This window comes from Acinetobacter sp. YH01018 (genome assembly GCF_013420295.1).
Classification (GTDB): Bacteria; Pseudomonadota; Gammaproteobacteria; order Pseudomonadales; family Moraxellaceae; genus Acinetobacter.
Genome location: NZ_VOYL01000009.1, coordinates 1 through 25,022 on the forward strand (window position 1 = coordinate 1; position 25,022 = coordinate 25,022).

26 protein-coding genes and 2 pseudogenes are annotated in these 25,022 nt (G+C 40.6%); 13 read left to right on the forward strand and 15 right to left on the reverse strand.

The features are described from left to right. Positions 1–458: 458 nt before the first annotated feature. From FTT83_RS04885 to ftsY, 4 genes are all read right to left on the reverse strand, one after another. A complete protein-coding gene (locus FTT83_RS04885; RefSeq protein WP_166168456.1) occupies positions 459–1,127 on the reverse strand; it encodes a DUF2057 family protein in 669 nt (222 codons plus the stop codon). A 211-nt stretch (positions 1,128–1,338) separates the two neighbouring features. Then, positions 1,339–1,932 (reverse strand): nitroreductase family protein, encoded by a 594-nt coding sequence (locus tag FTT83_RS04890; protein WP_180082833.1) that lies wholly within the window; start codon positions 1,930–1,932, stop codon positions 1,339–1,341. Positions 1,933–2,119: 187 nt separating this feature from the next. Beyond that, a complete protein-coding gene (locus tag FTT83_RS04895) occupies positions 2,120–2,806 on the reverse strand; it encodes a nitroreductase family protein (RefSeq protein ID WP_180044310.1) in 687 nt (228 codons plus the stop codon). A gap of 174 nt (positions 2,807–2,980) precedes the next feature. Next, positions 2,981–4,096, reverse strand: coding sequence for a signal recognition particle-docking protein FtsY (ftsY, locus tag FTT83_RS04900; protein WP_180044312.1), 1,116 nt, complete (start codon positions 4,094–4,096; stop codon positions 2,981–2,983). 251 nt (positions 4,097–4,347) lie between these two features. On the opposite strand from ftsY, the pseudogene FTT83_RS04905 reads away from it, so the two are divergent. Both FTT83_RS04905 and FTT83_RS04910 read left to right on the forward strand, forming a co-directional pair. Further along, positions 4,348–5,651 (forward strand): annotated as a pseudogene (locus FTT83_RS04905) (M16 family metallopeptidase). Positions 5,652–5,662: 11 nt separating this feature from the next. After that, a pseudogene (locus FTT83_RS04910) lies at positions 5,663–7,232 on the forward strand (M16 family metallopeptidase). Here FTT83_RS04910 and FTT83_RS04915 read toward each other — a convergent pair. Both FTT83_RS04915 and FTT83_RS04920 read right to left on the reverse strand, forming a co-directional pair. Further along, positions 7,159–7,479, reverse strand: coding sequence for a hypothetical protein (locus FTT83_RS04915; RefSeq protein ID WP_166168437.1), 321 nt, complete (start codon positions 7,477–7,479; stop codon positions 7,159–7,161). The pseudogene FTT83_RS04910 and the gene FTT83_RS04915 overlap by 74 nt on opposite strands. A gap of 108 nt (positions 7,480–7,587) precedes the next feature. Beyond that, the gene (locus FTT83_RS04920) at positions 7,588–7,947 is read right to left on the reverse strand and encodes a hypothetical protein (RefSeq protein ID WP_086196292.1); all 360 of its coding nucleotides are present in this window, start codon (positions 7,945–7,947) and stop codon (positions 7,588–7,590) included. A gap of 220 nt (positions 7,948–8,167) precedes the next feature. On the opposite strand from FTT83_RS04920, the gene FTT83_RS04925 reads away from it, so the two are divergent. From FTT83_RS04925 to FTT83_RS04935, 3 genes are all read left to right on the forward strand, one after another. Then, positions 8,168–8,401 (forward strand): hypothetical protein, encoded by a 234-nt coding sequence (locus FTT83_RS04925; protein WP_086196293.1) that lies wholly within the window; start codon positions 8,168–8,170, stop codon positions 8,399–8,401. 139 nt (positions 8,402–8,540) lie between these two features. After that, positions 8,541–8,915: a DUF2750 domain-containing protein gene (locus FTT83_RS04930; protein WP_180044314.1), complete on the forward strand. Its 375-nt coding sequence runs from the start codon at positions 8,541–8,543 to the stop codon at positions 8,913–8,915. A gap of 132 nt (positions 8,916–9,047) precedes the next feature. Then, complete coding sequence (locus FTT83_RS04935; protein WP_180044315.1) at positions 9,048–9,479, forward strand: CBS domain-containing protein; 432 nt, start codon at positions 9,048–9,050, stop codon at positions 9,477–9,479. 161 nt (positions 9,480–9,640) lie between these two features. On the opposite strand, the gene trpB is transcribed toward FTT83_RS04935, so the two are convergent. The 9 genes from trpB to FTT83_RS04980 form a co-directional block, all read right to left on the reverse strand. Continuing rightward, complete coding sequence (trpB, locus tag FTT83_RS04940) at positions 9,641–10,849, reverse strand: tryptophan synthase subunit beta (protein WP_180044317.1); 1,209 nt, start codon at positions 10,847–10,849, stop codon at positions 9,641–9,643. 45 nt (positions 10,850–10,894) lie between these two features. Continuing rightward, a complete protein-coding gene (locus tag FTT83_RS04945; protein ID WP_180176305.1) occupies positions 10,895–12,082 on the reverse strand; it encodes a VWA domain-containing protein in 1,188 nt (395 codons plus the stop codon). A 13-nt stretch (positions 12,083–12,095) separates the two neighbouring features. Further along, positions 12,096–12,947 (reverse strand): MoxR family ATPase, encoded by an 852-nt coding sequence (locus FTT83_RS04950; RefSeq protein ID WP_180044321.1) that lies wholly within the window; start codon positions 12,945–12,947, stop codon positions 12,096–12,098. A gap of 21 nt (positions 12,948–12,968) precedes the next feature. Beyond that, positions 12,969–13,352: a hypothetical protein gene (locus FTT83_RS04955; protein ID WP_086196299.1), complete on the reverse strand. Its 384-nt coding sequence runs from the start codon at positions 13,350–13,352 to the stop codon at positions 12,969–12,971. 22 nt (positions 13,353–13,374) lie between these two features. After that, a complete protein-coding gene (locus tag FTT83_RS04960) occupies positions 13,375–13,683 on the reverse strand; it encodes a YcgL domain-containing protein (RefSeq protein ID WP_166168475.1) in 309 nt (102 codons plus the stop codon). A gap of 129 nt (positions 13,684–13,812) precedes the next feature. Next, positions 13,813–14,955, reverse strand: coding sequence for an HRDC domain-containing protein (locus FTT83_RS04965; protein ID WP_166168416.1), 1,143 nt, complete (start codon positions 14,953–14,955; stop codon positions 13,813–13,815). A 226-nt stretch (positions 14,956–15,181) separates the two neighbouring features. After that, positions 15,182–15,778 carry a recombination mediator RecR gene (gene recR / locus FTT83_RS04970; RefSeq protein ID WP_092819481.1) on the reverse strand — a complete coding sequence of 199 codons (597 nt, stop codon included), beginning with the start codon at positions 15,776–15,778 and terminating at the stop codon, positions 15,182–15,184. Between the two features lie 12 nt (positions 15,779–15,790). Further along, positions 15,791–16,120, reverse strand: a complete 330-nt coding sequence (locus tag FTT83_RS04975; protein WP_086196303.1) for a YbaB/EbfC family nucleoid-associated protein — start codon at positions 16,118–16,120, stop codon at positions 15,791–15,793. Positions 16,121–16,160: 40 nt separating this feature from the next. Beyond that, entirely contained in the window at positions 16,161–17,348 is a 1,188-nt protein-coding gene (locus FTT83_RS04980; RefSeq protein WP_180043453.1) for an O-succinylhomoserine sulfhydrylase, read from the reverse strand. A gap of 135 nt (positions 17,349–17,483) precedes the next feature. On the opposite strand from FTT83_RS04980, the gene FTT83_RS04985 reads away from it, so the two are divergent. The 8 genes from FTT83_RS04985 to cydB all read left to right on the forward strand — a co-directional run bounded on the left by FTT83_RS04985 (position 17,484) and on the right by cydB (position 25,004). Further along, entirely contained in the window at positions 17,484–18,575 is a 1,092-nt protein-coding gene (locus FTT83_RS04985) for an alpha/beta fold hydrolase (protein WP_180176306.1), read from the forward strand. Between the two features lie 10 nt (positions 18,576–18,585). Beyond that, positions 18,586–19,458, forward strand: coding sequence for an NAD(P)-dependent oxidoreductase (locus FTT83_RS04990; RefSeq protein WP_180176307.1), 873 nt, complete (start codon positions 18,586–18,588; stop codon positions 19,456–19,458). 81 nt (positions 19,459–19,539) lie between these two features. Beyond that, positions 19,540–19,809: a YARHG domain-containing protein gene (locus FTT83_RS04995; protein ID WP_180043447.1), complete on the forward strand. Its 270-nt coding sequence runs from the start codon at positions 19,540–19,542 to the stop codon at positions 19,807–19,809. A 32-nt stretch (positions 19,810–19,841) separates the two neighbouring features. After that, the gene (locus tag FTT83_RS05000; RefSeq protein WP_086196307.1) at positions 19,842–20,255 is read left to right on the forward strand and encodes an HIT family protein; all 414 of its coding nucleotides are present in this window, start codon (positions 19,842–19,844) and stop codon (positions 20,253–20,255) included. Between the two features lie 299 nt (positions 20,256–20,554). Then, positions 20,555–21,637, forward strand: a complete 1,083-nt coding sequence (locus FTT83_RS05005; protein WP_180081593.1) for a porin — start codon at positions 20,555–20,557, stop codon at positions 21,635–21,637. 447 nt (positions 21,638–22,084) lie between these two features. Continuing rightward, positions 22,085–22,276, forward strand: a complete 192-nt coding sequence (gene cydP, locus FTT83_RS05010) for a cytochrome oxidase putative small subunit CydP (protein WP_086196309.1) — start codon at positions 22,085–22,087, stop codon at positions 22,274–22,276. Further along, positions 22,276–23,862 carry a cytochrome ubiquinol oxidase subunit I gene (locus tag FTT83_RS05015; RefSeq protein WP_180043443.1) on the forward strand — a complete coding sequence of 529 codons (1,587 nt, stop codon included), beginning with the start codon at positions 22,276–22,278 and terminating at the stop codon, positions 23,860–23,862. Before cydP ends, FTT83_RS05015 begins: the two co-directional genes overlap by 1 nt. Further along, positions 23,859–25,004 carry a cytochrome d ubiquinol oxidase subunit II gene (gene cydB, locus FTT83_RS05020; protein WP_086196311.1) on the forward strand — a complete coding sequence of 382 codons (1,146 nt, stop codon included), beginning with the start codon at positions 23,859–23,861 and terminating at the stop codon, positions 25,002–25,004. The genes FTT83_RS05015 and cydB overlap by 4 nt, the downstream gene beginning before the upstream one ends. Positions 25,005–25,022 lie beyond the last annotated feature (18 nt).

A 25,022-nucleotide genomic window follows, 5' to 3' on the forward strand; every position in this document is an offset into this window, starting at 1 on the left:
CAATTTTCTGACAAATATTTCTCAAATAAACTTCGAGTAATTTCTACCATCAATCAATGAAAATAATTTCGATCAATCAACCAGTAAAAATCCACACAAGTTGTTCTTCATAATCTCTTAATGATCTATTCCCTACCTCGTCAGTAGAAAATATAACGCAATAAACATTTAACAACTTAACCTGTTCAGCTAAGTTCGTTTGCTGTATCGCGTCGGGATGCAGCGTATTCTATAGAGTTTTTAAATCAACACAACCCCTATTATAGAATTTTCTATAATTTTACATTCGAGTGTTTGTTTTTTAACCCAATAAGGTATTTTTAGCATATTTAAAGACTATTTTGAGTGTTTTTTACACATTGCAACATTCATTTTTTAGATAATTTTTACCATTTTAATTTTTATTCGTCCTTCTCAAAATAATAAAACCAGCTTTACACTGGTTTTATTGAGATTTATTAATTGGAATGCTCTGCTAGCCATGACATAAACTTCTGACGTTCTGCTTTATTTGCTTTTTGCCATAATTGAATCAGTTGCTGATCAGCAGTTACTCCTGAAGTTAACGACTCACTAGAAGTAGCTGCCACCATTTTTGATTGCACGGCTGCTTGTGTATATATAGGTGCTGGCTGATTCTGCAAAGCTGTTTTCTTTTGAGTCAAATCTGTAGTTTTTGAAAATATACCTTGTCCTAACCATGGTTTTTGTTCTGTGTTTGCACCTACTTGCTGCACCAGCATCTGATTATTTTTATCAAACAATGCCACCACAGGTTGTTCAGCATATTTTTTTGCAGCTTCAAAATTTGCTGGCGCATTGATCAGGTCCAGTCGATATTCTTCACCATCTTGCAAAATGGGCGTGCGGACAGTCACCACAGATGATTTCACAATATCATGTTCACCATTCAAATGTTCAAAATACTGGGTGTAACGCATACTAATATTGCTAATACCTGCATCAACTTTGTATTGATTGTTCTTGGCACGAAATAATCCCGTATTAACTTCCTGATCATTCACCGCTAGAATTTTAATTTCTTCTGGTGCTGAAATAGTAACGGCTGAAAATGCAGCACTACTTACCATCAATGCAGCTGCAGCAAAAGTTAATTTTAGGCTCATCCCACTATCTCTTCTTTGAATATTAAAAATAAATTGCACTATGCAATTAACAAATGACAATTTTATGACAATGCTATTTTTAATACAGCTGTATTTTCAAGACTTTGTTGAGATAAGCTTTGCAGCTTAATTGATTTATCTATCATTCACTTTATCAATAAAAAGAGTGCCATTTCAGCACTCTCTTAACTTGACTTAAGTAAAACATTGATCAGTCAAATCTTTTGAAACGGATACTATCATCAAGAAATGTTTTTTCTCCCGCTGGTACTTCAATTGAACCAAACACCAATTCGGCACGTAATTTCCAGTTTTCAGGGATATCGAAGGTGGCTGCCACTTCATCATCAATCACGGGATTGTAATGCTGCAAGGAAGCACCAATATGCTGTTCTGCCAATGATGCCCATACAGCAAACTGTGCAATGCCAGTCGAATGCTCTGACCATGCTGGAAAATGCTCAGCATATAAGGGGAATTGTTCTTGGAGAGATTTTACCGCATCCTGATCTTCAAAAAACAGTACCGTGCCATAACCGGCTGCAAAACTGTTAATTTTTGCATTAGTACTTGCAAATGAATCTTCTGGCACAATTTTACGTAATGTTTCACGTACGATACTCCAGAATTTCGCATGTGATTCTCCATATAGAGTCACGATACGTGAAGTTTGTGAATTGAAAGCAGAAGGGCTATTTCGTACTACCTCTTTAATAATCTCTTCGATTTGATCAGCTGCGATCGGAACGTTTTGACCAATTGCATAAATAGTACGGCGTTGTTTCATATGGGCTAAAAATGACATGGCTCACCTTCTTGGAATTTTAATAACCGTAATTAGAATATATTGATCTTATGTTAATTTTAGAAGTATTCCGCAATTAAAAAAGTGACATTGTGTTTTATTTATAGAATAGTTTTATAGTTGATTTTCAACCGATATAAAACAATAAAGCACCTATAAAAAATGCTTTATTGATATCACGATCAGATTAATTCAGAATTCTAAATCGTTCAGCATTTTGAGGTTCTTTTTTAATCTCTACCTCTTGTTCAATGGAACCAAAAACCAGCTGTGCTCGCAGCAACCAAGATTCATTAATGTGAAAATGTTCCGCAACTGCCGTATCTATACTCGGATTATAATGCTGCAAACAGGCACCGATGCCTGAATCAGCCAAGGCTGTCCATACTGCATATTGCGCCATACCCGATGTCTGTTCTGACCAGATTGGAAAATCATCAGCATTAAAAGGAATTTTCTTTTGCAATTTTTGAATAATGTTCTGATCTTCATAGAACAGTACCGTTCCATACCCTGCCATGCATTGATCTATTTTCATTGCTGTACCGGCGAATACATGTACGGCGACTAGTTTACGTTGCACTTCTTTGACAATTTCCCAAAATTGCTTATGGGAATCACCAAACAACACCACAATTCTAGAACTTTGACAATTTAATGCAGATGGGCAGCTTCGCACAGCCTCTTGAATCAACTCTGCCAAATAGGCCTGGCTAAAATGAACCTTTCTTCCTAGAACATAAATACTGCGACGTTTTTTTAATTGATCAACAAATGTTAATTCATTCACCTCTTCAACAGCTCTTTTTTTAAATTTTAATTCTTTGGTGATATCTGTGGTAAGGACATGACCAATTTTCTCTAATAATGCCACAACAGTACTCCCCAATAAGAATGCTAAAGCTTTTAAGATTTTTTCATATTCTAACGGTTTTATAAGAGAGTTCTTTGGATCATGGATTTTTAAATGTTGTTTTTTAAATCAAACAATTACTACTAAAATAACAAACTCCGCATTTAGCGGAGTTTGTGTGAAATATAACGCATTTTACTTTTCAGTTTCAAAGAGTGCAGCAACAAATGCTTTTGCCGAGAATGGACGTAAATCATCAATTTTCTCGCCCACACCAATAAAGCGGATAGGTACATGGGTACGGCTGGCAATATTAAATAGCACCCCGCCTTTAGCCGTGCCATCGAGCTTGGTAATGGTGAGTCCTGTCAAGCCAACAGCTTCATCAAACATTTCAACCTGATTAATTGCATTTTGACCAGTACCCGCATCCACCACCAGCATAATTTCATGCGGTGCTGTCGCATCAATTTTTTGCATCACGCGTTTTACTTTGGTCAACTCTTGCATTAAATGACCTTTGTTATGCAAACGACCCGCAGTATCAGCAATCAGCACATCCACGCCTTTGGCACGTGCACTTTCAAAAGCATCAAAAATGACGGATGCACTGTCTGCACCATGACCCTGTGCAACCACTGAAATATTGTTGCGTTCGCCCCAAATTTGTAATTGTTCTGTTGCTGCAGCACGGAAGGTATCGCCCGCAGCCAGCATGACTTTTTTGCCTTCGCCTTGCAAACGTTTTGCCAACTTACCAATCGTAGTGGTTTTACCCACGCCATTAACCCCTACCACCAAAATCACAAATGGTTTTTTATTTGGATCAATATGTAAAGGCTTAACACGCGGAGCAAGCAATGCCACCAATTCTTCTTGCAACGCTTTATAAAGCGAATGTGAATAAATCAGATCACCACGCGCAGTACGCTCTGTTAAGTTAGCAATAATGGTTTTGGTTGCATCTACACCAATATCTGCAACCAGTAATTGCTCTTCCACTTCTTCCAGCAATTCATCATCGATTTCTTTACCACCAATGAGAATGTTGACCATACCATCGGCAAGGTTTTTACGGGTTTTGGTCAAGCCTTCTTTCATGCGGCTAAAAAAGCCACCTTTAGACGTAGCGCCTTGCTCTATTTCTGTTTGCTCGGTTTCTGTGGCTACAGGCGCAGAAACAGTAGCTTGTTTATTTTGAGTTTCAACAATAGGGATATTTACCGCGGGTAAATTCGGTAAAGTGACATCGTCATCCCCGATATCAGCATCAATCAAAAATTTATTTTGCCCATTAGATTGCTGTTGCATGCCGAATCCTTGAAAAGCATAGCGTTAAAAAACAAGGATTCTAGCATAGTTTTGTCCTGCGTTTTCCAATAGACACTGAACACACCAAAAACCAACAACTTAACCTTTGCTTTCAAGCAAAAGTTTCTGAAAATGATCATAAATATAATTTATGACTGGGGGTAAAGCTTGTGCTCGAAAGCAGCTACCCACTTTTTTTAAAGCCGTCTTTTTTTAAAAATCCAGTTTTAACGCTCACATTGGCTTTATTGATGCTTCAAAGTGGCTGGGTACATGCAGAGACTCGCAGTAAACTGACACCTACGACCTTTGAAACTACACTCAAAAATGGTTTAAAAGTAATTATTCGGAAAGATCACCGTTCTCCTATGGTCATGACGCAAATCTGGTACCGGGTAGGCAGCAGCGATGAATCGGGGAACTTATTAGGCATTTCGCATGTACTGGAACATATGATGTTTAAAGGTATGCAAAAAGTTCCCGATGATGAATTTACCCGCTTAAGCCGTATGTATGGTGGACGCATCAATGCTTCAACTTTTACCAATTACACCAATTATTACCAGCTTTACCCTAAAACCTATTTACCCCTGGCTTTAGAACTTGAAGCAGACCGGATGAGCAATTTGCTGTTACGCCAGCAGGATTTTGACCCTGAAATTAAAGTGGTGATGGAAGAACGGCGCTTACGTACACTAGATCTTTAGCTTTCGAACGTTTTAAATGGATCACCTATCCAACCAGCCATTATCGCCAACCGGTGATTGGCCACATGAAAAATCTGCAAAACATCCAGCTTGAAGATATCAAAAAATGGTATCGTGACTGGTATAGCCCCAATAATGCCCTCCTTGTGATTGTCGGTGATGTCGACACTGAACAAACCTTGCTGCAAGTACAAAAGTATTTTGCCGATATCCCTGTCAGAAAAACCCCGCCACGCAATGACGTATTAGAATTTGACCATATCGGTTATCGCCATATGGAATTGAATTTTCCTGTGAAAGTACCCAACCTGTTTATGACCTGGAACGTGCGCTCACTGGTCACAGCCAAAAATCCGCAAGATGCTTATGCCTTAACCATCATCAAGAACATCTTGGACAGTGGAATTTCTTCACGACTGCAAGATAATCTGGTGCGGGACAAAAAAATATTAACCTCGGTCAGTGTATCTTACGATCCTTATAGCCGCGGAGATAGCTTATTGAGTATTTCAGCCTTGCCTATAGACGGATTGAGTTTGCCAGAGGCAGAACAAGCCATTCAAGCTGAAATTGAGCTGCTCAAAACGGAGCTGGTCAAACCCACAGAAATCAAGCGAGTGACAGCTAGATATGTCTCCAATTTAGTCTATAGTCAGGATGACATTGCCGGACAAGCCCAGATGATCGGCAATCTGGAGATTAACGGTTTAAGTTTTCGCTTGATGGATGAACTGCCCAAACATTTTGAAACTGTCACTCCGCAAGATATACAACGCATAGCGAATATTTATTTCAGCCGTGACAATTTGAGCACCTTATACCTTTTTCCTGAAAATAAAACCCAATAGTGGAATTTGCTATGTTCAAGCTGCATTCTCGCCTTATCTTTGTTTCTATGATGATCTGGGTTCAAGCGGCAAGTGCTGAAATTGATTTAAATACTCTCCCCGATGACTATTCAACACAGCTGAAATCAATCCCCCTGTTACAAAGCTTGAAAATCACCCATCCACAAAATCAATTCCACGCCCCCTATGTGCATGAGCTAAAAAACAGATATCAAATTCGTACGCTATTTGTAGAATCACAGGATTTACCTATGGTTGATATTCAGCTGACCTTTAATGCAGGCTCGGCCCGGGATGAAGAAATCGCACCAGGTTTATTTGGTATTGCTAATATGGCAGCAAAATTAATTGATGAAGGAACAGAAAAATATACGGCCAATGAAATTGCCCATATTTTTGAAAATGTAGGGGCACGATTTAGTGCTCAGGCGTATCGGGACATGTTTATTGTAAAATTACGGGTATTGTCTGAGCCTAAAAAACTTGAACCGGCTATAGCCATGCTGCTGGAAGTACTCAACCATTCCACCTTTAAAAAATCCAGTATCAATCTGGTATTAAGCAATACTCAAGTAGGCCAGAAACAGATCCAGGAAAGCCCTGGCCGCATGATGAATATCCTGTTTTACCGTGCTTTATATGGAAAACATGCCTATGCCGAACCCATTACCGGGACTCAGCGCAGTATTAGCAAAATCACACCGGCACAATTACAGCAGTTTAAGGAACAATTTTTGGTAGCACAGAACCTGAATATTGCCATTACCGGTCAACTCAGTCCCAAACAGGCACAGCAACTTGCTGAACATAAAACACGGAGAAAAAGCTAGACCTCTAGCTCAACCAGTCGATAACTCAGGTTTTGATATTCGCCATATCAAGTTTAACTCCAGTCAGGCACATGTGATGATGGGACAACTGGGCCCTACACATTTTGATCCGGATCGACTCGCCCTAGAAGTGGCCAACCAGATGTTTGGGCGAAGTGGTTTTAATTCTATCTTAATGAAAGAACTACGGGTTAAGCGCGGTTTTACCTATGGAGCTTATAGTTCATTTTCATTTAGTCAGGCTCCCGGAACTTTTAGTTTTAGTTATTCCACCCGACAAGACCAGTTGCTCGACAGCATACAGGTTGCTCATCAGACCTTGATCAATTTTGTCAGCCAACCTATTAACCCAAAACAGCTGGAAGAAACCAAGGCCGGGATGTTACGCGCTTTTCCAAATAATTATAGTAGTAATGCCAGTATCAATGCACAGTTAGGTTCGCTAGGATTTTACAATCAGCCCGCTGACTACCTGAGCAATTATCCCAAATTATTAGAAAAAATTACCTTGCAAGATGTTCAGAATGCCCTTCAAAAACATCTGCATCCTGAATGCCTCACTATTATTGTGGTCAATGATAAATTAGACAAAGCCGCGCTGGAGACAACACTTAAACAAGATTTAAGTCCCCAAGTTCACTCAAACACGCCTTCGGTTGAGCCAATCCCTAAAACAATTATTGCTCCGCCTGCAAAGGAGGTAACTGATGAGCCTGTGTCATCTCCAGATGATGCGCTTGCATCAATTTGAAATATTGTGCATAAGGAATCTGAGGTTGCTGTATCAAGAGCAGGGCCATTTCTTGGGTCGCCGGATAATTGGCTTGAGCTGAAAGTTGTACTACATTTTCAAATTGTTTAACAGTAATGGGACGATGCAGGGCAATAAAAGCAAGAATCAGAATAATGGCAATGATTGTAACGACAAATCCGTTATAAATATCTTCCAGCTTTATTTGAGATTTTAATTGAACAATTTTCTGTACAGCGCTATGCATAACCTACCTCGAATTCAAGGTAGTGTAGGATGCAGCATAAAGAAGTACAAGCAGATTTGCTCAATTTCGCCATATTTACCACAGAAATCAAGCAAATCAATTCAGCGATTAGACAATGACATTCCGGATTACTGCAAAGTAAAGCACCAGTGCGATAATCACTAATACCACTAGAATTGCAAAAGCCCCCACTCCTCTTTCAGCATGCACGGGATGCAGTTCATCATCATCAGCTATGCGCAGCAACTCACCATTATAGATACTATAAAAATCCTCACGTTGCTGTATATCAAGCTGGCGAGTAAAATCATAAACTCTTTTACGCTGTGCCAAACAATAATTACCCAAGTGAATTTCCTGATGGAAAATGGCTTCATCTAAATTTTTACGATGCTGATGTGCAAGTTCAATGATTTGATCTACAGTAGGAGGCAAATCGAATGTAAAACCATCTAATGTTTTTGTCATATTATTCTCCTTATATTTTCAAACTCTCATTAACATACTAAGCAAAAATCATTTTGTATATTGTTTAATCATGTAACCTTGAATTTAATAATATAGCCCATAGATATTGTTTGACAATTTAGGTGCGATGTAATATTAATTTAACAATAGCTAGTTAAATTGGTATCAAGACAAACTTATTAGTCTATCTAGCAATCATAATTACAATAAGGAGTTTAATATGATTCAACAAATCTCTCATCAAGACTTAGAACATGCATATGCAGATGCAGTCAATACAATTCAGTCTCAAATGAATTTTGCAGATGCAGTTCAAAAACTGGAAGAAGTGGCTCGTGCCGGACATGGTAAGGCTGCCTTATTTTTAGCAGAACTTTATTATCAAGGTTTCCGAGTAGAACGCGACTCACTCAAAGCACAATATTGGCAGAAGCTGGCCACGATGCAAGCCTAATAAAACGTCACCAAGGTGGCGTTTTTTAATGCCTTCTCTTTCTAAATACATATTTATTTACATAGTTTCTCAAAGCTTACACTGAACTTTCATCTTCATTCCTTACAATAACTGCTGAATTCACTACATGTATTCGGGTATGAATCAAATTAATTCATTACAGCCTATTCCTAAAGACTTATTTTTTAAGATCACGATTTTAAAATCTATGATGTATTGTGGTGTACTGTGGGGTTTATATCATCAGCAGGGTTGGGCCATGATGTCTGATCATGAAGATTTTATTTTTCCCTTTTGGCTAAACGGCCTACAGGCACAAAAATATGCCGAACATCATTGGCCAAATTATATGCCGCGTAAAATTACTTCAGCGGATTTTCAGGACTTGCTGTTACCAACACTCACTCGTTTAAATGTTACCCCTGCACTTTGTAATTCATCTAGCCAAAAATTTAAATTGACCACACAACAGATGCGGCATTTCTTTTTTGCTGAATCTTTACAATCTGCTTGAGGGTTTGCGGCAAATATTAAAAGTGAAATTCAGAGAAATGTAAATTTTTATTAATGACCTGAAAAGTATTTGCATTTTTCTGATTTCGCGCTAAGTTTAATGTCAAATAAGGAACAAAAAGGATGATAATAAATGACTAATGTTGCACAAGTTATTCACGATAAAATTGATAAAACCATTTTTACGATTGATCCAGAATCAACGGTACTTGAAGCAATTTCGCTTATGGCAGATAAAGGCATTGGTGCACTGGTCGTGACTGATCAAGAGAAAGTGGTCGGTATTCTTTCTGAACGTGATTACATGCGTAAAGTGACGTTGATGGAACGGACCTCTAAAGAAACGACAGTCGGTGAAATCATGACTACTAAAGTACTGACCGTGACTAAATCCACCAGTGTTGAAGACTGTTTAAGTTTAATGACTGATCGCCATTTACGTCATCTTCCTGTAGTTGAAAATTCAAAACTGGTAGGGTTAATCTCGATTGGTGATTTGGTCAAAGCCGTAATGGAAGATCAGCGCAAACTCATCGATCAATTGCAGCAATATATCGCCAGTTAAGATTTCAAGCACATTAAAAAACCTCTCGAAATGAGAGGTTTTTTTAATCCCTTTAAAGCTCCCTTTCATAAAGAGAGACTTTAGCTATCTCTTATAAAGATGGAAAAAGAAACCTTCTTTAAAAAAATGAGCACATATGATGTAAGAGAGAGATTTTATAATTAGTTCAAGCCTAATTTTTCTGCCACATAATCCGAGTCTTTATCGCCACGACCCGAAACATTCACGACAATTTTCACATCTTTTGCCATTTTGGGTGCTTCACGCAAAGCCCAGGCGACTGCATGAGAACTTTCAAGTGCAGGAACAATTCCCTCTACACGTGAAAGTGTCATAAAAGCATCCAGGCATTCCTGGTCTGTTGCTGTGGTATATTCCACACGACCCAAGTCTTTCAACAAGCTGTGCTGTGGACCTACGCCCGGATAATCCAGACCTGAAGCAATCGAGTGTACCGGCAAAGGCTCACCTTGTTCATCTTCAAGGACATAACATGCCATTCCGTGAAGCTGGCTCGGTTTACCCAAAGTCAGGGTAGCTGAGTGCATCGTAGTATCCAGACCATGGCCTGCTGGTTCCACCCCAACAAGTTTTACATCGGCATCGTTTAAAAATGCAGAAAAGGCACCCATGGCATTCGAGCCACCACCAACACAAGCTACGATATAATCCGGGTTTGAACCAAAACGGTCATTGGTCTGAACTTTAATTTCATCACCAATAATTGCCTGAAAGTCACGCACCATTTTCGGGAATGGATGTGGACCAACCACTGAACCAATCGCATAAATAAAGTTTTTCGGATCTTTGAGATATTCTTCAAACGCGCTGTCTACCGCATCTTTTAATGTTGCCGTACCACGGGTAACAGAAATCAGGTTGGCACCCAAGATCTTCATCTTCACCACGTTCGGATGTTCTTTTTCAATATCTACCTGTCCCATATGAATTTCACATGGAATACCGACTAAGGCACATGCAGTTGCAAGAGCTACACCATGCTGGCCTGCACCGGTTTCAGCAATGACTTTTTTCTTACCCATGTATTTGGCAAGTAAAGCTTCGCCTAGGCAATGGTTAATCTTATGTGCACCAGTATGGTTTAAATCTTCACGTTTCAGGTAAATTTGCGCTCCACCCAATTGGTCAGACAAACGCTTGGCATGAAACAGCGGACTTGGACGACCCACATAGTTGGCAAATAAATCGGCTAGTTCATTCTGGAATTCTGCAGTATGGCGAATTTGCTCATACGCGACATTAATTTCATCCATCGCTTCTTTTAAATGAGGCGGAATAAACTGACCACCATATTGTCCAAAGAAACCTTCTTCATTGGGTAATGGGATGCCATTAATTTGATGATCCATTTTCAATTCCTTCATTTAAAAAGAACGCATTTAATTTCAATGCGTTTAACGAGCCAAATATTTTGTCATGTCTTCCACGCCCTTTAAGGTCATGGGATACATATGATCTTCAAAGATTTGTTTGATCTGACCAATGGTATGGGTGTAATGCCAATAACTGTCTTGTTCTGGATTAAGCCAGGCCGTCTTTTCAAAATGTTGACGTAAACGCTGTAACCAGACATTACCTGCTTCATCATTCATATATTCAACAGAACCACCCACTGAGTTCAGCTCATAAGGTGCCATACTGGCATCCCCTACCACAATTACCCGATAGTCGCGCCCATAAGTATTGAATAAATCCCAGGTATTCATGCGGGTATTAGAACGGCGGATATTGTCTTTCCAGACATAGTCATACAAACAGTTATGAAAATAAAAATATTCTAAAGTTTTAAATTCGGTTTTGGCCGCGCTGAACAGTTTTTCACATTCAGCGATATACGAGTCCATCGACCCACCAACATCGAACAACATCAGCACTTTAATACGGTTGCGACGTTCCGGAACCAGCTGTACATCTAAAATCCCTTGCTTGGCGGTTTCACGAATCGTGCTGTTAATATCAAGCTCTTCAGCTGCGCCTTGACGGGCAAACTTGCGTAAACGGCGGAGTGCCATTTGCATTTGCCGTGTACCTAAAATCTGTTCATCATCCAGGTTTTGGTATTTACGCTGTTCCCAAACCTTAACCGCAGAACGTTTACGTCCCGGCCCACCAATACGCACACCTTCAGGATGATCACCATACGCCCCAAAGGATGAAGTGCCACCGGTACCAATCATCTTGTTACCGCCTTGATGCTTCTTGTGCTGCTCACGAAGACGCTCTTCCAGCATCTTCATCAGCTCTTCCAGTGAGCCGGCTTTTTTCAGTTCTTCCCGCTGCTCAGGCGTGAGATGCTTTTCCAGAAGTTCCAGATCAAACCAGTCTTTTGGTAACTTATGCACCTGATTAAGCAAATCATCCAGATCAAAAGTGGAGATGCCATCAAAGTAATCTTTCATGGCTCGGTCAAACTTGTCAAAGAAACGCTCATCTTTAACCATAACCGTTTTTGCGAGTTCATAGAACTCTTCCTGATTGGCAAACACCAAGCCTGAAGCTACAGCTTCATTCAGATCAATCAGTTCACGGGTTGATACTGGCACACCGTATTTGCGTAAGGTATAAAACAATCGCACAAACATGCGTGTTTCTCCCTTAGCGACGCGACATAAAGGCTAAACGTTCAAGCAACTGGACATCTTGCTCGTTTTTAATCAATGCACCATATAGGGGGGGAATCGCCTTGGATTTGTCATGCTTGCGTAAAATATCTTCAGGCATGTCATCTGCCATCAGCAAGCTTAACCAGTCAATCAACTCAGAGGTGGATGGTGGTTTCTTTAAGCCTGGAATCTGGCGAAGCTTGAAGAAGACCTGTAAAGCTTCATTGACCAAAGCTGCAGACACTTGCGGGAAATGCACGTCAATAATTTCACGCATGGTCGCTTCATCAGGGAATTCAATATAATGGAAGAAACAGCGGCGCAAGAATGCATCTGGCAGTTCTTTTTCATTATTTGAAGTAATAATCACGATAGGACGCTGTGTCGCCGTGATGGTTTCCCCTGTTTCATAAACAAAAAACGACATTTTGTCGAGTTCATGCAATAAGTCATTCGGAAACTCGATGTCTGCTTTATCAATTTCATCAATCAACAAGACACAGCGTTGTTCACTGGTGAACGCTTCCCACAATTTTCCAGGCTTGATGTAGTTTTTAATATCATAAACACGATCATCACCTAACTGGCTATCACGCAAACGGGATACAGCATCGTATTCATACAGGCCTTGCTGGGCTTTCGTGGTGGACTTGATATGCCAGGTCAGCAGCTTCAGTCCCAAGCTTTCTGCGACTTGTTCGGCAAGTAGGGTTTTACCTGTGCCCGGCTCACCTTTAACCAAAAGCGGCTTTTGCAAGCTACGTGCCGCTTTAACGGCAAGTTTTAAACTATCAGTCGCAATGTACTGATCTGTACCAAGAAATTGTTGAGTATCCACAGACATGATTTAACCTTATTGTTTTATTTAAAGTGGTGAACTATTGTTGTTTGCGACAAACTTTGCTTTGTTGGCCATATATTTTGACCATAAAGCGCCAATGATCAGGCCAAGCCCGATCACAAAGAGAATGAGAGAAGCATTGGTCCAGACCAAAGCTTTTTCTTTGGTTAAAAGACCAAATAGCAGTCCAAAAAAAGCCGGAGCGATAGCAGCATTATTTCCTTCAGAAACTGTCGGCGTTAGTAAAATGGCAAAGCCGATGAGCCATGTCATTCCACCTAGCGGCTTAGGCAAACGTTTTGCAATAACATACCAGGCCCAAAGAATAATCACGCTTCCTAGCAGATATACCGTGACGGCAATGCTATCTTCAGGAATTGAATCTAGTAGTGAAAAAAAACTATTCATCGTTACAACTCCTGATTAGCCTTTAAGCGCCACGCAGCCCTTCGGGTGCAACCGCATTCGGATTGATTAATCCTTCTGGAGGGACTTGAATAAAGAAACCTTTGGTTTCAATAGAGTCAATCACATGTAATACATTGACACGCGCCAGTTTACGGCTTTCGGTTAACTCCAAATCCATAACAAAAGTTGCACGACCAAATGCAACACGCATCGCTTCTGGCAAGATTTCCAGCGGATTTACTGCCTCAGCTTCATTCTCAGAAGTTTCTGAACGGGCGATGTAAAGATACATTTCGTCTTTTTTGCTAGATTTAAAAATTGAACAGTGCATAGTTGAAACAGGACTCATAAAACTCAGCACAAAGCATACATTAAAAAAAAGACCGATACATTAGTGATTATTAACGCATCAGTCGTGATTGTGTGTAAATGTTAATTCTTTGAACAAAATGGTTAAAAATTAATCCATCACTTTCATTTGCGTAGACAGATAACTTTCATCTGCATGTAACACATCAATCAGTGGCTTGGTCAGAACATCATAGCGCCAACCAAGCAGATAAGCGGGCAAATCCTGTTCATCATTATGAAATACCACATGCTGATATAGTGCATTGAGCCATTTTTTACGCATCAATACTTCTTTAGGTACCGTAGTTTCCTGCACCACGGCCTGAATGACATTCTCCACTCTTTCACCAATTTCTTTGGATGAGTGACGAATTGGACGTGCCATACGCAGTGGCCATTCTGCCTGTTCAGGCAAAAACTTAAGTAGGTCCAGAATGGTTTTACCATACTCACGCACAATATTTTGACGAATATCTTTAATACTAGACAACTGGAAATGATTACGCGGATTTTTTTCCACCAGATCAATCAGGGTGGAATTTTTCAGAATAAAGCTGCGAGGATAATTCAAGGCTTTGACCATCTGTTCGCGCCACACAGCCAGTTGTTGCAACTGCATCAATTGACGGCGTGAATGCCGGTAGTTTCCAATATCGTGATAAAGCAACTCTAGAGGTGTTTCCTGACCAATTTCATGGGTCAGATGACGGCAATCTTCCAGGGCAAAATCCAGTAAGTGCTTATCGCCTAATTCCTGCTGGATCTTATTCGATAGATTCATCAGATATAGTACGTCATTCGCCGCATAGGTGAGTTGCTCAGAGCTTAACGGACGCGCCAACCAGTCAGATCGGGTCTGGTCTTTATCAATGTCCACATCCAGCATGTGCTTTAACGCATTTTGATAGCTTACCTGTAGCCCATGACCTAAAAAAGACATGCCAATCTGGGTATCAAAAACATTGCTTAGGCTTTTTTGCTGTGAGTAATGATAAATTAAATCAATATCTTCACTGCAGGCATGGAAAATATTCTGCTGGGCCTGAAACAATTTTTTCCAGAATGCCGACAGGTCTAAACTTGTGCCATCAAGTAAAAAAACCCGATCCGCAACATTAATTTGAAATACACCGAGTTTAGGCCAAAGAGTATCCACCTTGATGAATTCGGTATCCAATCCATAAATGGATGTCTGCCCCATCAAGTGCAGAATATCTTCTAAATCTTTTTGTTGATGAATGAACTGAAACATATTACCGAGTCTAAAAGCAGATTCTCTTGAAAAGTATATTAACCGATATATAACATTTAGATATAACAAAATCTACATCTAGCGTATATATTCACCATATTTTAATATTTAAATAAAAAATCAACATTTTTTTATATTTTTTTTGTATAAGTTTAAGACTATTTTTCTCGTAAATGCCACCCAGTTCTTATTCTTGTCAAAAATAATGAAATAAGCACCTGGGTACTTATTTCATACGCATACGATTATGCACCGCCTGACTTAAAGTATGACTATCCACATATTCAAGTTCTCCCCCTTGAGGAACACCTTGAGCAATCCGAGTCATTTGAATCGGTAAATGCTTGGTTGCTTCAACCAGATAATGTGCTGTCGCCTGACCTTCTACAGTAGCATTGGTTGCCAATATAACTTCTGAAACCGTGCCCTGACTCAGGCGCTGAATCAGATAGGGAATCCCGATTTCTTCCGGCCCAATTCCGTCCAGTGGAGACAAATGTCCACCCAGCACATGGTATTTACCCCGAAAACTGCCACTTTGTTCAATCGCCATCACATCTGCTGGTGATTCCACCACACAGAGCAGCTGATCATCACGTTCATGCGAAAGACAGATATCGCAGACTTCATTTTCAGTGAGCGAATGACAAACGCTACATTCCTGAATATAGGTAGCTGCTTCATTTAAAGCATGTGCCAGCCCGACTGCACCTTCCCTGTTTTTCATGATCAGGTGTAATGCCATGCGCTGAGCCGATTTCGGCCCAACACTTGGCAAAATCCGTAAGGCTTGAACCAGTTGATCAAATCGATCACTAAACACTGGACGTATTCCTTAGAATAAACCTGAAAGACCTGGTGGCAAGCCCATACCAGAATTTGCCGCTTTCATTTTTTCCTCAGAAATCGCTTCAGCCTGACGTGCAGCATCATTCATTGCAGCCGCGATTAAATCTTCAATCATGTCAGCATCATCTTGCAGCAATTCAGGGCTGATTTCGATACGTTTTACCACGTTACGGCAAGTCATGGTGACTTTAACCAGACCGCCGCCTGCTTCAGCATGAACTTCAGTTTGCGCAAGCTGTTCTTTGGCCTTTTTAACATTGGCTTCCATATCTTTTTGCATACGCTGTGCTTGCTGCATCAACATGTTAATGTTCATAAAATACTCCGAACACAAAACTTAAAAATAAGATAAAAAATTAAATTAAATCTAAACCACGACTAATGTCGCGAATAATATCATCAATATCTTCCAAACCAACAGATACACGGATTAATCCTTCACGAATCCCTGCAGCTTCTTTGGCTTCTGGTGAAAGCTTACCGTGAGTAGTGGTTGCTGGATGAGTAATAGTTGATTTCACATCGCCCAGGTTACCGGTAATGGAAATAAACTGGGTATTGTCGATAACTTTCCAAGCCCCTTCACGCCCACCTTTGACTTCAAAGGACACAATACCACCAAAACCGCTTTGCTGTTTAGCTGCAAGCTCATGACCGATATGTGAAGGCAAACCAGCGTAATATACTTTTTCTACTTTGTCGTGCTGATTTAAGAATTCAGCCAGTTTTTGTGCATTTGCTGAATGTTCACGCATACGTAAACGCAGAGTTTCCAGACCTTTCAAAAAAACCCAGGCATTAAATGGGCTCATTGACGGGCCAGTGGTGCGAACATAACCAAATACTTCTTCAAGCAATTTGTGATTACCTACCACAGCACCACCTAATGCGCGACCTTGACCATCCAGATATTTGGTTGCTGAATAGACAACCAGGTCAGCCCCTAATTTAATTGGCTGTTGCAATGCCGGCGTACAGAAGCTGTTATCAATCGCCAGTAATGCACCATTGGCATGAGCCAGATCCGCCAAGGCCTGAATATCGGCAATTTCAGCCAGTGGATTGGACGGAGATTCAACAAACAGTAATTTGGTTTCAGGCTTGATTGCATTTTTCCACGCATCAAGATCGGTTAAATCAACAAAATCGACTGCTATACCAAATTTAGCCACGTATTTTTCAAAAAGAGAAACCGTTGAACCAAACACCGCACGTGAACAGATGACGTGATCGCCCAGTTTCAAATAAGACATAGCCACAGCCATGATGGCTGCCATGCCAGTACTGGTTGCAACAGCACGTTCCGCACCATCTAATGCGGCAAGGCGCTTTTCAAACATCGCAACTGTCGGGTTGGTAAAGCGCGAATAAATGTTACCAGGTTCCTGACCAGAAAACTTAGCTGCGGCTTCTGCTGCATTTTCATAGACGAATGATGAAGTGAGAAAAATTGGCTCACCATGCTCGCCTTCAAAACTGCGTGTATGACCTGTACGAATGGCTAAGGTATCTAATTGGTATTCAATGTCGTCTTGTTGGCTCATTTGTATTACCCAGTCCTGGACTGTATTGCTAATAATTGCCAACATTTTGAGCGTCTATGGCATTTAAGGTCAAGGTATAATGCATAAATATCGCCTACACTTCGATCAATCCCCCATATGTCAGCATCCCCAGCAATGATTCAAGTTAAAAATAAAATTGCCAAACATAAAAGCAAACTCAAAAACCTGTCAAAGACTTTATTTAACTCAAAATCACTGGTTTTATCGCAAGCCACTCCCTATGAAGTCATTGCAGAGTACAAACAGACCCGAGTGCGCTATTACGCCTCAGCAGATAAGCAATATAAAGAACCCCTGGTTTTTGTTGCTCCCCTTGCAATCAACATGGCCATTTACGACCTGTATCCCTACCGTTCATTGGTAAAACACTTTCAACATAGTGGCTTTGATGTCTATTTAATCGAATGGGGTCGATATAGCTATCGAGATCGTTTCCTCAATTTCATGTCATTTATTGATGATGCCATTCCGCATTGTATAGACCAGATCCGAACTCACTCGCATAGTGATGAAATTTCACTGCATGGCTGGAGTATGGCCGGTGTATTTGTCATGTTGTATTGCGCATTGCAAAAACCAAACCATGTTAAAAATTTAATTGTATTAGGCAGTCCGGTGGACAGTCATGCATCAGGCCGTACCGGCAAACTTTTTCAAAAGGTCAATCAGCTGATTGCCAAAAACAAGGTCCTACAAAACAAGATTTACTCAGGAACTGTACCCAAGCATCTGATTCATAGCCCAGGCATACTAAATTCACTCGGTTTTAAAATGATTGATCCTGTGGGATGGATACAAAGCCAGAAACAGCTTCTAGCAAACCTCGATAACCTGCAAGCCTTATATGAACACGCCACCATGGGTAATTTCCTGAACCAGATGATTGACTATCCAGGCGGTATCAATCAGGACATGATTTTTAATGTCTGGCTACAAAATCCGCTCAAAAACGGTGTTATCAGATTACAGGATAAGCATATCGAATTAAAACATATAGCCTGCTCTTTACTGGTAGGCGCGGGTCGTAGCGATCGGATTGTTTCCAAAGAGGCCGTTAAACCTTTAATTGAATTGACAAATAGTCAGGATGTCACGTTTACTCTTATCCCGGGTGGTCATTTGGGACTCATGTCTAGCCAGTCCAGTGCCAACGAGTTCTGGCCTTTCATGACCACCTGGCTAAAACAGAGATCGAGCAAAATATAAAGGAAACATCATGATTCAGTCAGTTGCATTTATCGGCTTAGGCGCAATGGGTTACCGTATGGCAGCACATTTACCTCAACATTTTGATACGGTCTATGTATGGAACCGTAATTTCGGAAAAGCCAAACAGCATGCAACTGAATATGGCACCCAAGCTGTAGAACTTGAGCAAGCGGTTCAGGCCGATATCATTTTTTCTTGCCTGCCAACGAGCAAGGAAGTTGAAGATCTTATTGCAACGGTTCAGATTAAATCGGGTGCGGTATGGGTCGATTGCACCAGTGGTGTTCCCGAATCGGCAAAAAAGCTCAGCCAGCAGTTAAAAGCATGGGATGTAGATTTTCTGGATGCACCGGTGAGCGGGCAAACTATTGGTGCGGAAAATGGCACATTAACCGTAATGATTGGTGGTGAAGCTGCTGCTTTTGAAAAATCCCTACCCGCTATTCAGGCTTTCGGGAAACTGATTAAACATGTCGGTGAATCAGGTGCAGGTTTCGCAGTCAAAGCAGTGAACAATATGCTATTAGCCGTCAATCTCTGCTCAGTGGCTGAAGGTTTCACCACCTTAAAAGCGCATGGGGTAAATCTGCATGAAGCTTTAGACTGCATTAATGCGTCAAGCGGTAAAAGTGGCGTAACGGAAATGGTGTTACCACAACGTATTTTAAATCGTGCCTTCCCGCTGACTTTTGCTCTGCCATTATTGGCAAAAGATACCGGAATTGCACTTGATCTGGTTCGTGATGCCAAACTGTCAGCACCGGTGATTGCCTTGACTCAAAGTCTGATTCAGGCAGCCAGTAATTTAACAGAAAAAGACAGTGACTTTTCTAGTGCTGTGAAAATGTACGAATCTTGGAATAAAATTACACTTGAGTAATTACTCGCCATTGAATAATAATAAATAAACCTAATATTGTGTAGAAGTGCTCTACACAATATTCTCACAGAGGAAACCCTCATGACCAAGCTTAGTGTTGCAGTTTTGGCTAGTTTTACAACTTTCTTTGGGGCAACTGTTTTTGCAGCGACAGCAGAGCAAGAGTGCCAACAATTAAAAAATGACCATGATGTCATTTATGCCTCTAAAGGTTTTTGCTTTAAAGACCCGGAAGCCAAGGCCAAGTTCGGCAATGACAATTGTTATACAACCAAGCCCAAATTTTCAGAAAAAGAGCAACAACGACTTGACGCCATCAAAGATCGTCAGAAAGAATTGAACTGTAAATAATTACAGTACCCAATCACTTTCAAGGACTAGACATGCTTTACGATGATCAAAATATTTTTGCACGAATTATCCGTAATGAACTTCCTGCAATAAAAGTGTATGAGGACGAACAGGTTCTGGCTTTTATGGACATTATGCCCCAGGCAGAAGGTCATACGTTGGTCATCCCGAAAACACCTGCAATTACCTTGCTCGATCTGCCACCTGATGCCGCTGCCTATACCATTCAGATTGTGCAAAGAATTGCCCAGGCAATGAAAATAGCACTTGATGTTCAAGGTATTGTACTGATGCAACTTTCAGGTGCATCTGCTGGTCAAACTGTTCCACATGTACATTTTCACCTTATTCCAAGTTCAGTGCATGAGCTTGGAAAACATGCATTACATATGGGTGACCAGGAAAAAATTAAAGCACTGGCTGAAAAGATTAAAGCTGAACTTTAAAATTCACTAGAATTTTAATTTGTAAAAAATGGAGCTTAAGCTCCATTTTTTTATATTTGAGATTGAATCAACTCATCTCACAGATTTTAATAAAAATTTAAATTATTGAAAAACAATAAAATATATTATTTTTTTAATCATCTTCGTCATCAAACTGTCATATAGCTTTCACTTCACTGTCACAAAGTTTGCAGATACTGCTTAGCAAGTTGGTGAGCTTTTGTAATTTTTTGTACACAAGCAAACTAAAAAGAAAGCAAGGCGAATGCCATTTTAAAAAGTGTTTTGGAGAAATCTTGATGAAAAAATTGCTTCTAGCAGCTGCTGTTGCGGCAATGGGTGTAAGCGCAGCACAAGCGGCACCAACTTTGTATGGTAAGCTGAACGTATCTATCGACCAAGTTGATAACTACGATTTCCTAGGTAACAATGTTTCTGAAGTAAGCTCGCATGCTTCACGTATTGGTGTAAAAGGTGAAGAGAAACTTACCGACAATCTTTCAGCTGTTTACCAAGCAGAATGGGGTTTTGCCACTGATGGTTCTGGTTCAGACTCTGAATGGAGTGCTCGTAACCGTTTCGTAGGTCTTAAATGGGCTGGTATTGGTACTTTGAAAGCCGGTCAATATGATTCTTACTTCAAAACAGCTGCTGGCAGTGCGCAAGATATCTTCAACGATCACACTCGTCTTGACATTACCAACATGATGCACGGTGAAGAACGTACTAAAAATGCGATCGGTATCGAAACTGACAAAAAATTGCTTGGCGGCGTTCAGTTAAACATTATGGCGCTACAAGGTGAAAATTCAACCGCTCCTACAGCTGGCACTTCTGGTGACAATAGCAAACGTAATGGTTTTGGTGATGGTATCTCAGCTTCTGTCCTTTATGATAACAAAGACCTTGGCCTCTCTTTAGGTTTAGCAGCTAACTCTGCTGTTGAAGGTAAATACGTAGGTTTTGATAACAAGAAATATATTTCTGATGCATTGCGTTTCACTGCTGCTTATGACTTCTCTAAAGTGGGTATCAATGGTTTGAGTTTAGGTGGTTTATGGCAAACTGCTCAACCAACTGACGATCTATCAACTGCTAAAAACCTGCAAGAAGATGCATACACAATTGCTGCTGCATATAAAATCGGTTCAACTCCTTGGGTTGTAAAAGCTGAATATGCGAATGCCAACACTCAATACGATAACGCTGGCTTATCATATGACCATGACATCAATCAATACGGTCTTGGTGTAGATTACTACTTTAACAAGCAAGCACGTATGTACGGTATCGTTGCTTCTCAAGAACGTGACTGGAAAACTAAAGCTGGTGAAGACGATACTATGACAGTATTCGGGCTAGGTATGGAATATAACTTCTAAGCCCTCTTCATTTACTTAGAAAGCTATTAAAAAAGACCACATTCGTGTGGTCTTTTTTTTGAGGCAAGAATTTTAACTTCTTCTCTCATCCCTCTTGCATTTTAAATCAAGGTGTTTAATTGGATTTATATAAAACATATTAAATGGAATTTTAAACAAGAATAATTATCAATTAATTATTTATACTCCCTAAAAAGATACAAGTGTTTTAGTTGGAGTTAAAAGTATATATAAGTATTTTAGTCAGAATTAAAAATTAAATACGCAGTGTTTTAGTCAACTTAATAATCGCAAAAAATCAGTATATTTTTTATCACAACCTTAACATAAATTATTGTTTTAAAAAACAAATATAATATATTTTTATTTTAATTGTTTCATCTATTTATTTTTAGTTATTTTTTGTTTAATAATATAGATCAAGTTTAAAAAAATAGGCTTATTTGTATGAGCTTAATACCGAAAGATTACAATCAACGTTTAGTTCGAGAGATCGCAATCATATTAATAATCAAGGTTGCTCTCCTACTGACGATTAAACACATCTGGTTCGACGCCCCTACTATTCCTCAAAATTTTGACACTCAAGTTGCCGAGCATATTGCTGGCAGCCCTTCCCAAATCAAGGAGACACGTTGATGATTTCTGAAAGCGTGGTCGATCTTTCGCGGTTCCAATTTGCAATGACCGCGTTGTATCACTTTATATTTGTACCTCTTACACTTGGTCTGGCTTTTATTCTTGCCATTATGGAAACCACCTATGTGATTTCCGGTAAAGAAATTTATAAGGACATGACTAAGTTCTGGGGAAAACTTTTTGGTATTAACTTTGCCTTAGGTGTTACCACAGGTTTAACCATGGAGTTCCAGTTTGGTACAAACTGGGCGTACTATTCGCATTATGTCGGTGACATTTTTGGCGCGCCACTCGCTATTGAAGGATTAATGGCATTTTTCTTGGAATCGACTTTTATTGGTCTATTCTTCTTCGGCTGGGACCGGCTTTCCAAAGTTCAGCATTTAGGCGTGACCTGGCTGGTTGCACTGGGTTCCAACATGTCGGCACTTTGGATTTTAGTCGCCAATGGCTGGATGCAAAACCCTGTGGGCGCAGAGTTCAACTTTGAAACCATGCGTATGGAGCTGGTTGACTTCGGCGCACTGATTTTCAACCCGGTGGCTCAGGTTAAATTTGTCCATACAGTATCTTCAGGTTATGTCACTGGTGCCGTTTTCGTTTTAGCGATTTCCAGTTTCTACATGCTGAAAAAACGTGATTTACCTTTTGCACGCCGTTCTTTCGCTATTGCGGCAATCTTTGGTTTAGCCTCTACATTCTCAGTTATTTTACTGGGTGATGAATCAGGTTATGAACTGGGTGATGTACAAAAAACCAAATTGGCTGCAATTGAAGCAGAATGGGAAACTCACCCAGCACCTGCTCCATTTACATTGTTTGGTATTCCAAATCGGGAAGAACAACGCACTGACTACGCCATCAAAATTCCATATGTGATGGGTATCATTGCCACACGTTCTCTTGATAAAGAAGTGACTGGCCTGAAAGACCTGATGGTTCAACATGAGCTTCGTATCCGTAATGGTATGACTGCATATGCCGAACTTGAAAAACTTCGTGCAGGCGACCGCTCACCAGCGCTGATGGCTTCGTTCAAAGAAAATCAGAAAGACTTGGGCTATGGCTTACTTCTTAAAAAATATACACCAAATGTAGTAGATGCTTCTGAAGAGCAAATCAAAGCAGCGACCAAGGATACTGTTCCTAACGTAACTGCCCTGTTCTTCTCGTTCCGTGCCATGGTGGCTTCTGGTTTCTTGATGCTGCTTCTGTTTATCCTTGCAACTTTTGCAGTCGCTAAACGCAATGCAGAAAGCAAACCTTGGTTACTTAAATTTGCGCTTTACGGCTTACCATTACCATGGATTGCTACACAAACTGGCTGGTATGTGGCTGAAGGTGGTCGTCAACCATGGACAATTGGTGAGGTTCTACCTACACATCTCTCTGCTTCAAGCTTAAGCACTGGTGATATTTGGGGTTCAATCCTGGCACTTGCAGCGTTCTATACAGTACTTCTAATTATCGAAATGTACTTGATGATCAAATTCGCTCGCTTAGGTCCAAGTTCTTTACATACTGGTAAATACCACTTTGAAAAAGGCGCTGATCAAAACCACGCTGCTGCGGAGGCTCAATCATGATCGAATATGAATTACTCAAAATTATCTGGTGGGTTTTGGTAGGTGTACTACTGATTGGCTTTGCCCTCACCGATGGCTTCGATATGGGCTCTATGGCAATCATGCCATTCGTGGGCAAAAACGATGAAGAGCGTCGTGCGGCAATTAATACCATTGCCCCGCACTGGGATGGTAACCAAGTCTGGTTCATTACAGCTGGTGGCGCACTGTTTGCTGCATGGCCAATGGTTTATGCAACCGCATTCTCCGGTATGTACTGGGCACTATTACTGGTACTGTTTGCCCTGTTCTTAAGACCTGTAGGTTTTGACTACCGCTCTAAACTTGAGAACAAAAAATGGCGTAACTCTTGGGACTGGGGTTTGGCTGTTGGTGGTGCAGTTCCTGCTTTAGTCTTCGGTGTTGCCTTCGGTAATATGTTCCTAGGTGTACCGTTTACTTTAGATGAAACCGTACGTTCAACTTATACTGGTAGCTTCTTTGCCCTGCTCAACCCATTTGCCCTGGTTTGTGGTATTGTCAGCTTATCCATGCTGAGTGCACATGGTGGTGCGTGGTTGATGCTTCGTACCGATGGCGACTTACATGCACGTTCTGCCAAAGCAACTCAATTGATGGGTGTGGTATTCTTGGTTTGCTTCCTGGGCGCTGGAGCATGGTTATACTTCGGTAACATTGAAGGTTATACTTTAGCTCAACCATTTGATACCAATGGAGTTGCAAACCCTCTTGCCAAAGAAGTCATTACCAATGGCAACCATGGCTGGATGAATAACTACTCGACTTACCCAATCACTATGATTGCACCGATCATGGCAATCTTGGGAAGCCTGATTGTAATTGCCGCTGCTGCGAAAGCCAAAGCCGGATTAAGCTTCCTGGGTACATCGCTGATGGTAATTGGGGCAATTTTAACAGCTGGTTTTGCATTGTTCCCATTCCTTATGCCTTCAAGCATCAACCCTGTTGCCAGCTTGACCATGTGGGATGCAGTATCAAGTAAAAACACACTGACTGTAATGACTGTTGCTGCCTGTATTTTTGTTCCAATTATTTTGAGTTACACCACTTGGTGTTACTATAAGATGTGGGGCGTAATTACCAAAAAACATATTCAAGAGAATTCACACAGCCTGTACTAAGGCTGTGTTTTAGGAGAT